This is a genomic window from Micromonospora sp. NPDC047074 (assembly GCF_040643815.1).
In the GTDB taxonomy this organism is placed as follows: Bacteria; Actinomycetota; Actinomycetes; order Mycobacteriales; family Micromonosporaceae; genus Micromonospora.
In genome coordinates this window covers 12,723-26,117 of sequence record NZ_JBEYVB010000023.1, presented here as the reverse complement: position 1 = coordinate 26,117, position 13,395 = coordinate 12,723, and the positions used below count along the sequence as shown (strand labels likewise).

Genomic DNA, 13,395 nt, shown 5'->3' with positions numbered 1-13,395 from the left:
GCACAGCGAGCGTCCACGCACCAGGAACGACGTGTCCCGGGCCGTCGTGGGCCGGGTACCGAAGCGACCTGGCGGACGTCGCCGCGCGGGGCCCGCCCCGGTCAGGGTTGGCCGAAGTACTCGACGTACTGCGGCTCCCGATAGCCCGGCAGCGACCTGAACAGGACCCGGGCGTCGGAGTCCAGCCTCGACGCGGTGCCGGCGTCGCCCGCGGCCCCGGCGATCCGGCCCAGGGCCCGCCGCGCGACGGCCAGCAGGTAGCGGTCGCCGATCCGGACGGCCGTCAGCCCCGCCTCCTCGGCGTCGTGGGCGGCGGCGACGTGGTCCCCGAGTTGGAGGTGTGCCGCCGCGCGGGACAGCAGCGCCTCGCAGCGCGACGGCAGGTCGCCCGCCCGCTCGGTGGCGGCCAGCGCCTCGGCGAGACACTCACGGGCCTCGGACCACCGTTCGACGCGGCACAGCAGTTGCCCCCGCATGCTGAGGGCGGCGCCCTCCAGACCGACGGCGTCGATGTCGCGGGCGATCCGCAACGCCTCCTCGACGTCCGCGAACGCCTCCTCCCGCGCGCCGGCCGACATGCGGGCCTGCGCGGAGTTGCTCAGGGTGGCGCCGACCATGAGGGGCCGGCCGGACTCCCGGCGCAGCGCCAGCGCCTCGTCGAGGTAGGCGAGCGAGCCCGGCACGTCACCCATCCGGTGGCGCAGGTTGCCGAGCGCCTCCAGGCAGGTGGAGATCCGGTCGCGGTCACCCAGCGACTGGACCAGTTCGAGGCAGCGCAGCAGGTCCGCCTCGACCACCGACGGATCGGCGGTGCCCTTGTTGAACGCCGCCCGGTAGAACAGCGCGGCGCAGTGTTCGAGCGTGAGGCCGAGCCGCTCGGTGGTGGCGGCGGCGCCGTCCACGAGGGTGAGGGCCTCCTGCAGGAAGCCGTGCCGGCGCAACGAGGCGACGCTCGCCCAGGCGAGCCCGGCGGCGAGCTTCGCGGTGCCGGTGGACGCGGTCGACGCCTGCCGGAAGGCGGCGAGGATGTTGAGATGTTCTTCGGCCAGCCAGGTCACTGCCTGCGCCGGGTTTTGCGGCGGCTCCTGCCAGGCCGGTCGGTCCTGGTTTCCGGCGTCCGTCGGCGACCAGCCGGCGTTGGCCATCCGTTCGAGCTCCCGCGCCCCCTCCAGGTACATCTCCAGCAGCCGCCGCAACGCGGCCTCCCGGTCGTCGGTCGGCTCGTCCGCGGACCGTTCGACGGCGTACAGCCGGACCAGGTCGTGGATGCCGTAGACACCCGGTTCCCGGGGCTCCGTCAGACGCTCGTCGGCGAGCCGTTCGAGGACCGTCTCGGCCACCGCCGGGGACTCGCCGAGGAGAGCGGCGACGGCCCGGGCGGTGACGCCCGGCAGGTGGCTGCCGCCGATCATCCGGAAGGCCCGGGCGCACAACTGCCCGCCGGCATCCCCGTCGCGCAGCGCGGCGTAGGTGAGCGCGATGGACGGCCGGACGCTGAGGTCGTCGAACGCCAGCTCGTTGAGCCGCAGCCCGGGGTCGGCGAGCCGCTGCACCAGGCGGGCGATCGGCCAGCCCGGCCGGCTGGTCAGCCGGGCGCCGACGATCCGGATGGCCAGCGGCAGCAGGCCGCAGAGCTCCACCAGGCGTACGGACGCGTCCGGCTCGGCCGCCACCCGATCGGTGCCGCACTCGCCCGCGAGCAGCCCGACCGCCTCCTGGCGGGACAGCAGCCCCACGGCGAGATGTTTACCGTTGGGCAGGGTCGCGAGCATCCGCCGGCTGGTGACCACGGCACCGCACGACCCGTCGGCCGGCAGCAGGCTCCTGACCTGGGCGGCGTCCCGGGCGTTGTCGAGTACGACGAGCACGCCCCGTCCCGCGATCTCCGACCGGTAGGCGACGGTGGCCTCGCCGACGTCGGACGGCACGGCGTTGCCCGGCACCCCGAGCGCACGCAGGAACCGGCCCAGGACGTCGATGGGCCGCAGCGGTGGCAGGTCGGCGTCCGCTCCCTGCAGGTCCACGTAGAGGGTGCCGCCCTGGTACCGGTCGGCGAGGTGGTGGGCGATCCGGACGGCCAGCGCCGACTTGCCGGCCCCACCGGGGCCGTGCAGCGCGACGACCGGGCTCGTCGCGGGCCCTTCGAGCCAGCTGCTCACGGCGTCGATCTCGGCCCGCCGGCCGACGAAGGTGTCGACGTCCGGCGGCAGCCCGCGCACCACGATCCGCGCGGGCGCCGGCCGCTGCGGCTCGCCGGTGAGGTGCGGGCTGTGGTCGAGGATGTCCCGGTAGAGCGCCTCCAGCCACGGGCTGGGATCGATGCCGAGCTGGTCGGCCAGCACCCGCCGGGCCCGCAGGTACGCGTCGACCGCGCCGGCGATGTCACCGGTGCGGTAGAGCGCGGTCATCAGCTGGCCCCAGCCACGCTGCCGCAGGGGATGGTTCTCGACGTGCTCGCGCAGCCGCCCGACCAACTCGGCGGACGCACCCAGGTCGAGTCTGGCCTGGACGTGATCCTCCTCGACCATCAGCCGCTGCTCGTGCAGGCGGGTCAGGCGTACGGCGATCGTGTGGGGCAGGGGCAGCCCGGCGAGCGGGGAGTCACGCCAGAGGGACAACGCGTGGGCCAGGCTCGCCTCGGCCTGCCGCAGCTCGCCCCGCGCACGGGCGTCGCGGCCCTGCTGCGCCGCCTCCTCGAACTCGTCGAGGTCCCGCTCGCCCGGGTGCACCTGGAGCAGGTAGCCGCCGGTGCCGGTGTGCAGCCGGCTCACGCCGTCCGACCGGTCGCGCAGGGCCTGCCGCAGCCCGTGGGCGTACGTCCTCAGGTTGGCCGCCGCGGAGGCCGGCCGGGGCTCGTCCCACAGCATCTCGGCGAGGTGCTCGGTGTGCAGCACCTCGTTCGGGTCCAGCAGCAGGGCGGCGCAGAGCAGCCGTTGCTTCACCGTGCCGAGCGGCACGGGCCGACCGTCGATCCGGACCTCGAGCGGCCCCAGGAGTTGGAAACGCATGGCGGCCACCCGGGCTTTCTACCACAGGGGCGACACCGGCATCGGACCGTCGTTCCGCTTCTCACCGGCAGCCGAAAACGGCGCCCCGACCATCACCCTGGGCAACCCGCCGGGCACTTTCCGTCACCAGTCGCGGATCGGGCCCGCCCTTCTGCGGGCCTGGTCTCCGGCGTCACCTGGAAGGCGCGGACCCGCCCCAATGGCCAGGAAATGTCATTGAGCAGCATAAATGCCGCGTGATTCGCGTGACCCGGTCGTGACCGAGACGGTCTTGACCCTGCCCCCGCGCTCGATGACGCTCGCAGCATCCGACGACAACTCCAAGGAGGACACATGCGGACGGTAGTCGACGGTCGACGCGCTGCACGGCTGCTCGTACCCGGCGCGCTCCTGTTCCTGGCTCTCGGGTCGCCCGCCGTGGGCGCCGCCGACGGCGCCGACAGCCGGGCCGTCGCCGGACCGGGCAGCGGCCTGACGATCGGCGGGGGCGTCGTTCTCCCGCCGCCTTCCGAGTCGGGCTGCGTGGACAGGGACAGGGGCACCTCGTTGTGGGACAACCTGTTCCCGACCTGCAACCGGGACACCGATCCGGTGACGATGGGCGGCGGCCTCCAGTAGGGAAGCTCCTCCTCCGGCCGGTGCCGTCGCGATCGTGACGCCCGGCCGAGGCGGGCCTGGCAACCGACGGCGCCCTCCCAGGCACCCGACGAGACCGGGGTCGCCACCGTCTTCGAAGACGGTGGCGACCCCGGTCTCGTCGGTCGGCGCCTCAGCGGCGGGCCGGCGCCTCCTTCGCCCCGGCGTCGACGGTCACCTGGTCGAAGGCGGGAGCGCCGTCGACCGCGTCGGCGGCCACGGCCGCCGACCTGGCCGGGTCGGGCAGGTCCAGGCTGGTGCGCAGGGCGACCGGCTTCAACAGGATCGCGGCGATGACGCCCACCACGGCGATCGCGGCGGAGATGAGGAAGATGTGGCCGGTCGCGTCGCCGTACGCGGCCCGGACGATCTGCTGGACCACGGCGGGCATGGCGTCGAGGTTGAGACTGCCGGCTCCGCTGCTGCCGGAGGCGGGAATGCCGGCGGCGGTGAGGTCGGTGGTGATCTGGTCGGTGACCCGCCGGGCGAGCACCGCGCCGAGCACCGAGACGCCGATCGTGCCGCCGAGCGAGCGGAAGAACGCGACGGTGGAGCTGGCCGCGCCGATGTCCTTCAGCGAGACCGTGTTCTGCACGGCGAGGACGAGGTTCTGCATCGTCATGCCGACCCCGACGCCGACGATGAACATGGCCGCGCCGACCAGCGTCAGCGAGGTCTCGTGGTCGATCGTGCCGAGCATGGCGAACCCGATGACCAGCACGATCGCGCCGAAGACGATGTACGGCTTGATCTTTCCGGTCTTGGTGATCAGCCGGCCGGCGATGATCGACGAACCGAGGACGCCGGCCATCATCGGGATGGTGAGCAGCCCGGCCTCGGTCGGGCTGTAGCCGCGCCCGATCTGGAAGTACTGGCCGAGGAAGACGGCGCCACCGAACATCGCCATGCCCACCGCGAGGCTGCCCAGGATGGCCAGGGCGGTGGTGCGCTGGCGGACGAGGTCGAGCGGGACGACCGGCTCGTCGGCCCGGGACTCGACCCAGACCGCCAGGGCGAGCAGCACGAGCGAACCGCCCACCATGGCGGCGCTCTGCCAGGAGACCCAGGCGAACGAGTCGTCGACGAAGGAGATCCAGATGAGCAGCAGGCTGACCCCGGCGGCGATCAGTGTCGCACCCAGGTAGTCGATCTTCACGTTCTCGCGGCGGACCGTCGGCAGGCGCAGGGTGGCCTGGAGGAGGACCAGCGCGAGGGCGGCGACGGGGACGCCGACGAAGAAGCACCAACGCCAGCCGAGCCAGGACGTGTCGACGATGAGCCCGCCCAGCAGCGGGCCGCCGACCGTCGCCACCGCCATGACGCCGCCGAGGTAGCCGTTGTACCGGCCGCGCTCGCGGGGCGGGATCATCGCGGCGATGGCGACCTGGACGAGGGCCTGGAGGCCACCGACACCGATGCCCTGGAACGCGCGGGCGCCGATGAGCTGGCCGGCGGTCTGGGCGAACCCGGCGATCACCGAGCCGACCAGGAAGACCACGATGGCGATCTGCACCAGGAGCTTCTTGTTGAACAGGTCCGCGAGCTTGCCCCAGATCGGGGTGGTCGCGGTCGCCGTGAGCAGGGTGGCGGTGACCACCCAGGTGTACTGGGTCTGCGACCCGTTCAGCGCGCCGATGATGTTCGGCAGCGCCGTCGAGACGACCGTGCCGCTCAGCATCGCGACGAACAGCACCAGCAGCAGGCCGCTGAGGGCCTCCAGCGTCTGCCGGTGTGTCATCGGCGCGTCGCCGGCCGTGGTGGTGGGTGCGCTCATCGCGCGGCCTCCAGGTTGTCGTTGTCGTGGTGTCCGAGGGCGGTCTCGATGTCGCGGGTGAACCGGCCGAGCGCGGCGGCCAGCGCGGCCACCTCCGCGGGGGTCCAGTCGGCGAGCGCGGTGTCGAGCACCCGCCCGTACCAGTCGTAGGTTTCGGTCAGGGCGGCCCGCCCGGCCGGGGTGACCGTCAGCAGGCTGGCCCGCTTGTCGGCGGGGTCGACGCGCCGCTCGACCAGGCCGTGGCTCACGAGGGAGGCGACGGCGCGGCTGACGGTCGACGGGTCGAGCCCGCTGCGGACCGCCAACTCCCGGGCGTGGCAGTCGGCGGGATTCTTCTCGATCTGCATGAGGAGGCCGGCCAGGCCGATCGGCACGCCCGGCCTGACGTCGGCCCGGCGCCGCTTGATCAGCCGTACGCTCCTGACAAGCTCGGACAACCTCGCACCGAGCTCACGACCGGCAGTTTCCACCCTGTCCTCCCCGTGGTCGCAGATGGTTGCCGCATACAAGCATCTGCCGATCTTGCCCAGAGTGCAAGTTTGCTCGTTGAGAACTGGGTCACCACCCGTAAGCTGTCGCCCATGGAGGAGATCACCGGCCTACGGGAGCGGAAGAAGGCGGCCACCAGGCTCGCGCTGCACGAGGCCGCCCTGCGCCTCGCCACCGAGCACGGCCTCGACCGGGTCACCGTGGAGGCCGTCGCCGACGCCGCGAACGTCTCCCGCCGGACGTTCTCCAACTACTTCTCCAGCAAGGAGGAGGCGATCTTCCACGGCGACGCCGTCCGGCTGCGCCGGCTGCTGGAACTCGTCCGCCGGCAGCCGGCCGACGAGCCCCCGTGGGTCGCGCTGAGCACGGCGGCCGAGCGTCTCGCCGTCGAGGCGTACGGCAACGCCCCGCCCTCCTGGCTGGTCCGCCGCCGGCAGCTACGCGGGCACCCCGGCCTCGTCGCACACCAGATCGCGGCCTACACCGCCATCGAGCGCGACCTGGCCGACGCGCTCGCCCCGCACCTCACCGGCCCCGACCATGCGCTACGCTCCCGCGTCCTGGCCGCGACCCTCCTGGCCACCCTGCGCGTGGCCATCCAGCACTGGATCGACCACCCCGACGGGCCGCTGCTCGACATCCTCCGGACCGCGCTCGCCGAGGCCGCGGCCGCCCCGGCCGCCGCCTGCGGGTCACCGTCGGACGGCAGCGGGACCGACTGACGCCCGGGTCACCGCGCCAGTCGACGCCATGAGCCGGGCTCCCCGCCGGGCGGCGGGGAGCCCGGCCGTCAGGGCAGGTCGGGCGGGCTCACATAGGACCAGGTGGCCCCGTCGGCGGAGAGCCAGAGGCCCGAGGCGTACGGCCAGGTCTTCTGCACGTGACCGTCGGCGCCGGGCACGGGATCCGCCGCGGCACCCGGCGCGGGTTCCACCGGAACCAGGCTCTCCCCCTCGTCGCCGCTGGTGAACATCAGCGGGCGGTCGCCCGAGACGATCCCGGCCTGGACGACCAGGGTCCCGTCGGGCCGCACGGAGGCCCGGACCGACCGCTCCCCCACGGCCGCGGTGCCGGTGGTGCGCCGCCAGGTCCGTCCCCCGTCGGCACTGCGGTGCACGACCAGTGCCGCACCGACGCGGCCGACGGCGTAGACGGTCCGCCCGTCCCGCGTCGCGACGTCCAGCGCCACGTCGTCGCCGGCGGTGAGCGCCCCGGCGAAGACGTGCCGTTCCCAGGTGCGGCCCCCGTCGCGGCTCACCGCGACCGCGCTGCCCTGGCCGACGAGCCGGCCGCCGGATTCGGTCCGCTGGCGTTCGTACCCGCTCGCCCAGATGCCCGCCTCGGCCGGCACGTCACCGGCGAACTCCGGCATCTTCAGCCCCGAGGTCTGCGGCACCAGCACGACGTCACCGGTCACCGGGTCAACCGCCACGATCTCCTGGAACCGGTGACCCAGCCAGTGGTTCACCACCCGCCAACCCTCGGGCACCTGGGCAGCCGTCCCCGGCGTCGCCTCCCGCCACCGCTCGCCGCCGTCGACGCTCGCGAGCCAGCCCTGACGGATCGGCACCCCTCCGGCGCCGAACTGGTAGTGGGCGACCAGGGTCCGCTTCGCCGCCGCCGCCACGACGAACTTCGCGTTGTCCGGCAGCGGAAGGGGGAAGGTGCGCCAGGTCGCCCCCCGGTCGGCCGTGCCGGCCACCATCGTCGCGCAGTCCTCCCCGTCGCAGTCGTACCACCGCAGATAGAAATGGTCGAGGTCGCCCGCCACCATCGGACCGGTGTGGGCGGTGCGCCCCACGCGGGGACCGGGGGACGCGGTCGCGCTGGGCCCCGGGGACGGCACGAAGGCCGGCGTCGGGGTCACGTCGGAGCCGGGCACCGGCGCCGGTGGCTCGCCGGCGCGCAGGCCGACGCTCGCCGCTGCCGCGACCAGCGCCAGCGCCGTCAGCGACACGGCGACCAGATGGGTCCGCTGGCGACGGCGCGCCCGGTGCCGCACCGCGGCGAAGTCGGGCTTGAACGCCGCCTGGGCGGCCCGGTCGAGCCCGGCGAAATCCAGGTCAGGCATGGCGGCGTCCTCCCTCGTTCACGCTCGCTGGCAACACAGTCCGCACGTGGGCGGTGTCGTCGAGGTCGGCGGCGAGAGCGCGGCGGGCCCGGACGAGCCGGGTCTTGACCGCCTCCACCGAACACCCCAGGGCCGTCGCCACGTCGGCGACCGGCAGGTCCGCGATGTGGTGGAGGACCACGGCCTCACGCGCCGGTCGCGGCAGCCGCTGGAGAGCGGTGACGAGGGCGACATGGTCGGGCGACAGGCCCGCGATCCTCCCCCGCCCGGTATCGAGCCTGCCGGAGCGCGCCAGCCGGAGGAAGACCGCCGTGCGGCGGTACCGGCTGCGGGCGATGTTCAGGGCCACCGTGCGCAGCCATGCCTCCGGATGCTCCACCTCGCCGAACCGACCCGGTCGGGCGAGCGCCCGCACGAAGGCGTCCTGCACGACGTCCTGGGCTTCCGCGTAGTCACCGATGATGGCGAAGAGCTGCGACACCAGGCGCGGCGCCGCGGCGGCGTACAACTCCCGGATATGTTCCTGGTTCGTCACATCGTCCCCTCCTCGTCGGCCTCTGCACCCTTGAGACCAATCAGCCCGCGGCCCGGTGACACCCCCCACCGGAAAACCGGGGGGCAGCGGCCGACGGCGGACCGGCCGAGGACGGCGACGCCGAGGCCAACGTGGTGCCCGCGCGCCGACGAACCGCGGCACCGGTCACCCGGCGTCGAGCGGCACCCGTACCGCGGCGGTGCGCGGGTGCGGAGCCAACCGGGCGCCCGCGTGGCTGTCCAGGAATCCGGCGAGTTCGCCGAGCGGCGCGGCCTCCGCCAACGGATGGTCTCCGGGCCGCGGGGCGAACGCCGCGAGCAGGGCCGCCCGGAGCCCGGCGTCGAGCAGCGGCAGGACGTACGACGCCGTGGCGTCCGGCTCGAACTCCTGCGGCAGGGTGCCGCGCAGGAACATCAGGTCGAAGACCCGGCGCGTGGCCCCGCCCGGCTCCGGTTCCTGCGAGGTGGTGAGGATCGTGCCCAGCCGAAGCGCGGGCGCGGCCCTGACGAGGTCGTCCATGGAGTCGGCCTCGTGGCTGTTCCACCACCGCCCGACCTCGTCGTCGGGCACCTCCTCACGGATCGCCGCCAGCCACAGGTCCTGGATCCAGACGTCCACCCCGGAATCATGCCCACCGGTGGTGCCAACGGACACGCCGACGCGGCGGGGCGCCTCGCGCAGGCGGCCTCCCGGTTCCTGCTAACGCGCGCCGTTCATGCCGAGGTGCCCCTGGCGAGCGCCGCCTCGATCTGCGCGACGGCAGTGTCCGGTTCGTCGACCTCGACGATGAGACGGGCGTACTCCGCGTCTTCGAGGGTGACGACGATCGCGCGCTCCGGGTCACGTACGTCCCAGAAGACCCGGTCGCCGTCCTGCCGGAAAGTGCCGCCGAGGTAGTGCCCGTAGGCGTTGGTCCCGGCGATCTTGTAGCCGGGCCACTCGCCGGACTTCTTGAACCCGGCCCAGTTGATGCTCAACGTCGGGTCGACGGTGGCGCCGCGCACGTTCGCGAGCGGGATCGTGAGCTCACTCTTGAGCGTGCCGAGCTTCCGGATGCCGTGGATGGCGATGACGAGGTTGCCGTCTTCGATCTTGATGCTGGCCACGGGAGTGCCCTTCCTTGTTACGGGGTCCGCTCCTCCTCGCCGCCGGTCGCGGGGCGGGCGACGGCGAGGAGGCGGGTGAAGACGAGTTCGCTGATCGGGGCCGAGGAGGAACTGGCGAGCCAGGCGATGGCCCGCTCGGTGGTCGCGGCGACGACCGGGTCGTACGCGGCCCGCTCGCGCAGCGCCACGACGAGAAGGTCGGTCACCAGATCCGGGGACTCGGCGGCCCCGACGGCCGCTCCGAAGCTCTCACGGAACAGCTCGGCCTTGCTGCCGAAGGCACCGTAGAGGCTGCCGCGCTTCAGCCCGGTCGCCTCGACGAGGTGCGAGATCGACGCGCCCTCGTAGCCACGCCTGGCGAACACCGCTGCGGCGCGACGGAGGGCATCCGGCGTGTCGAAACTCTGCGGCCGGCCCATGATCCGAGCATAGCGGTTGTTGACCGATCGTTCAAAAAAGGTCAGTGCACCCGCGGCGGATTCTCGTCGCCGAACTGGTCGGCGAAGTCGAGCCAGCCACCGGCGCAGGCCCGGGCCACCGCGTCGAGCGAGCGCCGGCAGTGGTCGGGCGCCGCGTCCGCCATCGGACCGGAGTGCTCCAGGAAGGCCAGCGTGGCCGACACCAGCCGGAGCAACGCCCGCCCCCGGTCGGTGTAGCGCAGCGCCGGCTCCCTGGCCAGCCACTCCAGCTGCTCGCGGATCCTCAGCACGGTGAGCTGCCCGGCGCCGCCCGCGACCCACTGCGCCGTCCCGGGCTCCGCCGCGCCGGCGGCGGGAACGACCAGCTCGGGGCCGCCGGCCAGCAGACGCCGCCGTACGTCCAGGGCGGTGCCGACGGACACCCCGGCGCGGCGGGCCACCTCGCGCAGGCTGGCTTCCGGCTCCTCGCGCATGATCTGCTCGGCCAGCCGGCGGCCCTCGTGGGCGGAGAGCGGGTGGCGGCGGCCGTCGCGACCGATCCGGGTGTCGAGCCGCTGACCGGCGTCGGCCGACTTCTGCCGCAGCGTGGCCACGGTGCGCGGCGCGACCCCGCACACGGAGGCGATCCAGCGGTCCGACCGATGGGGGTACGCGTCGAGGATGCGCCGTGCCGCCGCGGCCCGGTCCTTCGCGCGCAGCGCCCTGCCGTGGGTCGCGTTGAGCCGCACCGCGACGACGAAGGCCTCCGCGGAGGTCCCCTCGAAGTACACCACGGGCACCTGCCGCTGGCCGCGTACGCGCGCCGCGGCGAGCCTGTGCAGCCCGTCCATCACGCGCATCGTCGCCCGGTGCACCACCAGGGGCGGCAACTCGTCCGCCAGGCCCGCGAGGTGTCGCACGTGGGAGGTGTCGACGCCGTCGAGCCGGGGTGAGAGGCCGTCCCGCAGCAGGGTCACGTCCACCTGCTCGGCCTCGCCACGAATGCGCTCGATGGCGTCCTCGGCGCGCGTCTCCGCCGCGACGGCGCGTGGCGGTGCGACATCGGTCATCGCCACCCGTACAGGACTCATCTGCTTTCTCCCCCATCAGAGAGCAGCTACCCGGACAACCACCTCAGGCCGGTGGTGGGCAGGTAGAAGCTAGCGCGCTCCGGAGACGGATGGGTACAGGCGGCGTACACGCTCCGTACAGGCCGTTCTCAACCACCACCGGCAGCGGTGGCGAACGAAGAGGGGCCCGTGGGCATCGGCCCACGGACCCCTCTACGACCAGCCTCCGGTCAGTCGACGGGAGGCGGCGAAGGCAGCACGTGCCGGTGGAAGACCGGACGCTCAGCCGCTGCGCTGGCCGTGCGGGCACTGGCCGAGCCGGCGATCCAGGAGGTCGGCTCCTGGACGGTGTACAGCCGCAGCGAGCCGGCGGGGGTGCGGGCGAGGTAGGCCACGTTCGCCCCGTTGGCGTTGACGAAGCTGAACGCGGTCGGGTCGGTGGCGTAGGTCTCGAACGCGTCCTGCGCCGGGATCCAGGCGCCCCACGTGCCGCTGCCCTGCGCCGTCTCGGCGGCGTAGTGGATGTAGCCGTCGGTGCCGCGCACGTAGACGCCGATCCGGCCGGTGACCGGGCTCAGCAGCGCGCTCGGCGCACCCGCCGGGGCGACGCCGGTGCCGCCGACAGGCGTCCACGTGCCGGTGAAGGTGCCGTCGACCCGGCGTTCCGTGGCCGCGATCCGGCCCTCGGCGTTGCGGGCGAAGATGCGCAGCCGGTAGCCGGGCATCACGACCACGGCCGGGGTGCCGGTGAAGCCGCTGCCACCGAGGCTGGTCCACGCCCCCAGCGTGCCTCCCGTGTAGACGGCCGCCTGCAACGTGCCGGCGCTGTCCGCGACGACGACCAGGGCGCTCGCGTTGGCCAACGGCACCGCCACCGGGGTGCCGGTCAGGCCGCTGCCACCGAGCTTGCGCCAGGCCAGCAGGTCCGCGTGCGCCGGGTCCTGCCGCCGGGCCCACAGGGCGCCGCCCGCGTCCACCGCGAACACGACCTCACGCTGGTCGGAGAGGCGCGCCACGGCGGGGTTGGTCGCCATCCGGCCGCCCAGGTCGGCCCAGCCGCCCCAGCCGGGGCTGCCGGCGACCGACTGGGTACGGGTCCAGACGTCGCTGTTGATGTTGCGAGCCGTGATCCGGGTGAGGTTCTGGGTGTTCTCCGACACCGCCGGCACGCCGCTGAAGCCCTCGCTGCCGGAGACCGCGGTCAGTTGCAGCGAGCTGAAGTTGTCCGGGCTCATCCGGCCGTGCAGCAGCCGGCCGATGTTGTCGGTGTGCGCGAGCTCGATGCTGTTCGAGCTGGCCTGCGTCACGCTCGCCGCGGCGTTCTGGGCCACCGGCACCGACGGCCGGGCCGGGACGTGGGAGGCGGTCAACGTGCAGCCGTTCGTGGTGGCCGCGACGCTGCTGAAGTTCTGCCAGCCGGAGGTGCTGATGGTCCGGCGCAGGACCACCCAGGTGTTGTTGTCCTCGCGGAAGCGGTACTGCGCCATGAGCCCGCTGGCCTCGATGCCGAACAGGGTGTCCCCGCCGGCCGAGACGACGCCCTTGGTGAACACGTTCCAGCCCGTGCCGAGCGACAACTGGTAGTCGATCCACCGCTGGCTGTCCGCGTCGTACCGGTAGCGGTAGAGCCGGCCGTCGGTGGCGTCCCGGGCGAACAACACGCCCTGGCCGGCGGCGACGATGAGGTTGAACCGGCCCCACCCGGTGTCGAGCAGGCGATCCGAGAAGGCCCAGGCGCCGGCCGTCTCGTCGTACCGGTAGGTGCGCAGCCTCCCCAGCCCGTCGACGGCGTAGAAGTCACCCCGCTCGTCGACGGTGATCTTGTCCCGGGAACTGCCGGACGCGAACTGGGTGAAGCCGGTGCTGATCCGCTGGGCGGCGCTGCCGTTGATCTGCTCCCAGCCGCTGCTCGTCCAGCGGTAGCGGTACATCCCGTTCGCGTTGATGCCGTAGACCCGCCCACCCGGGCCACCGATGACCCGGCCGTAGGTCTGCCAGCCGTTGCCGATCTGGCTGCGGGTCGCGAAGCTCAGGCTCGTGCTGCCGGGCGAGTTGACCGGATAACGCCAGAGCCTGCCGGTGGTGTCGGCGGCGAAGAACGACGTCTGGGCGGCGCAGCTCACCGTGTCGGCGGCGTGCGCGGGCGTCGGCGTAACCACCGCCAGCAGCGCCGCGGCCAGCGCCGCGACCTGCGTGGCGGCCAGCCCGCCGCGCCATCGTGACCGGTTCATGACATGCCTTTCCATCGAGCTGGCGTCCCCGGTCGCCGCCGGTTCCCTTCAGGGGCGACGGTCCGGTGGACGGCCAG

At 73.4% G+C, this 13,395-nt stretch carries 12 protein-coding genes; 2 read left to right on the top strand and 10 right to left on the bottom strand.

Annotated features, from left to right (window positions below; genetic code table 11):
- Positions 1 to 101: 101 nt before the first annotated feature.
- Positions 102 to 3,008 carry a BTAD domain-containing putative transcriptional regulator gene (locus ABZ809_RS23390; protein ID WP_357564751.1) on the bottom strand — a complete coding sequence of 969 codons (2,907 nt, stop codon included), beginning with the start codon at positions 3,006 to 3,008 and terminating at the stop codon, positions 102 to 104.
- Positions 3,009 to 3,341: 333 nt separating this feature from the next.
- Between ABZ809_RS23390 and ABZ809_RS23385 the strand changes: the two genes are divergently transcribed.
- The gene (locus tag ABZ809_RS23385) at positions 3,342 to 3,626 is read left to right on the top strand and encodes a hypothetical protein (protein ID WP_357564702.1); all 285 of its coding nucleotides are present in this window, start codon (positions 3,342 to 3,344) and stop codon (positions 3,624 to 3,626) included.
- Between the two features lie 151 nt (positions 3,627 to 3,777).
- Here ABZ809_RS23385 and ABZ809_RS23380 read toward each other — a convergent pair whose 3' ends face one another.
- Positions 3,778 to 5,418 (bottom strand): MDR family MFS transporter, encoded by a 1,641-nt coding sequence (locus tag ABZ809_RS23380; RefSeq protein WP_357564701.1) that lies wholly within the window; start codon positions 5,416 to 5,418, stop codon positions 3,778 to 3,780.
- Entirely contained in the window at positions 5,415 to 5,855 is a 441-nt protein-coding gene (locus ABZ809_RS23375; RefSeq protein ID WP_357564700.1) for a MarR family transcriptional regulator, read from the bottom strand. Before ABZ809_RS23375 ends, ABZ809_RS23380 begins: the two co-directional genes overlap by 4 nt.
- A gap of 144 nt (positions 5,856 to 5,999) precedes the next feature.
- Here ABZ809_RS23375 and ABZ809_RS23370 point away from each other — a divergent pair, with 144 nt between their 5' ends.
- Complete coding sequence (locus tag ABZ809_RS23370) at positions 6,000 to 6,629, top strand: TetR family transcriptional regulator (RefSeq protein WP_357564699.1); 630 nt, start codon at positions 6,000 to 6,002, stop codon at positions 6,627 to 6,629.
- 68 nt (positions 6,630 to 6,697) lie between these two features.
- Here ABZ809_RS23370 and ABZ809_RS23365 read toward each other — a convergent pair whose 3' ends face one another.
- From ABZ809_RS23365 to ABZ809_RS23335, 7 genes are all read right to left on the bottom strand, one after another.
- Entirely contained in the window at positions 6,698 to 7,978 is a 1,281-nt protein-coding gene (locus ABZ809_RS23365; RefSeq protein WP_357564698.1) for a hypothetical protein, read from the bottom strand.
- Positions 7,971 to 8,513 carry a sigma-70 family RNA polymerase sigma factor gene (locus ABZ809_RS23360; RefSeq protein WP_357564697.1) on the bottom strand — a complete coding sequence of 181 codons (543 nt, stop codon included), beginning with the start codon at positions 8,511 to 8,513 and terminating at the stop codon, positions 7,971 to 7,973. The genes ABZ809_RS23365 and ABZ809_RS23360 overlap by 8 nt, the downstream gene beginning before the upstream one ends.
- A 165-nt stretch (positions 8,514 to 8,678) precedes the next feature.
- Entirely contained in the window at positions 8,679 to 9,131 is a 453-nt protein-coding gene (locus ABZ809_RS23355; RefSeq protein ID WP_357564696.1) for a hypothetical protein, read from the bottom strand.
- Between the two features lie 95 nt (positions 9,132 to 9,226).
- Positions 9,227 to 9,619, bottom strand: coding sequence for a hypothetical protein (locus tag ABZ809_RS23350; RefSeq protein WP_357564695.1), 393 nt, complete (start codon positions 9,617 to 9,619; stop codon positions 9,227 to 9,229).
- Between the two features lie 17 nt (positions 9,620 to 9,636).
- On the bottom strand, positions 9,637 to 10,038 hold the full coding sequence (locus tag ABZ809_RS23345) for a helix-turn-helix domain-containing protein (RefSeq protein ID WP_357564694.1): 402 nt from the start codon (positions 10,036 to 10,038) through the stop codon (positions 9,637 to 9,639).
- A gap of 41 nt (positions 10,039 to 10,079) precedes the next feature.
- Complete coding sequence (locus tag ABZ809_RS23340; RefSeq protein WP_357564693.1) at positions 10,080 to 11,108, bottom strand: ParB/RepB/Spo0J family partition protein; 1,029 nt, start codon at positions 11,106 to 11,108, stop codon at positions 10,080 to 10,082.
- Between the two features lie 209 nt (positions 11,109 to 11,317).
- The gene (locus ABZ809_RS23335) at positions 11,318 to 13,318 is read right to left on the bottom strand and encodes a tachylectin-related carbohydrate-binding protein (RefSeq protein WP_357564692.1); all 2,001 of its coding nucleotides are present in this window, start codon (positions 13,316 to 13,318) and stop codon (positions 11,318 to 11,320) included.
- Between the last annotated feature and the right edge of the window lie 77 nt (positions 13,319 to 13,395).

Bases quoted from the DNA above. Each gene is read 5' to 3' on its own strand.
- ABZ809_RS23370 (WP_357564699.1), top strand. From the start codon at position 6,000: ATGGAGGAGATCACCGGCCTACGGGAGCGGAAGAAGGCGGCCACCAGG.
- ABZ809_RS23365 (WP_357564698.1), bottom strand. From the start codon at position 7,978: ATGCCTGACCTGGATTTCGCCGGGCTCGACCGGGCCGCCCAGGCGGCG.
- ABZ809_RS23390 (WP_357564751.1), bottom strand. From the start codon at position 3,008: ATGCGTTTCCAACTCCTGGGGCCGCTCGAGGTCCGGATCGACGGTCGG.
- ABZ809_RS23345 (WP_357564694.1), bottom strand. From the start codon at position 10,038: ATGGGCCGGCCGCAGAGTTTCGACACGCCGGATGCCCTCCGTCGCGCC.
- ABZ809_RS23385 (WP_357564702.1), top strand. From the start codon at position 3,342: ATGCGGACGGTAGTCGACGGTCGACGCGCTGCACGGCTGCTCGTACCC.
- ABZ809_RS23340 (WP_357564693.1), bottom strand. From the start codon at position 11,108: ATGAGTCCTGTACGGGTGGCGATGACCGATGTCGCACCGCCACGCGCC.
- ABZ809_RS23380 (WP_357564701.1), bottom strand. From the start codon at position 5,418: ATGAGCGCACCCACCACCACGGCCGGCGACGCGCCGATGACACACCGG.
- ABZ809_RS23335 (WP_357564692.1), bottom strand. From the start codon at position 13,318: ATGAACCGGTCACGATGGCGCGGCGGGCTGGCCGCCACGCAGGTCGCG.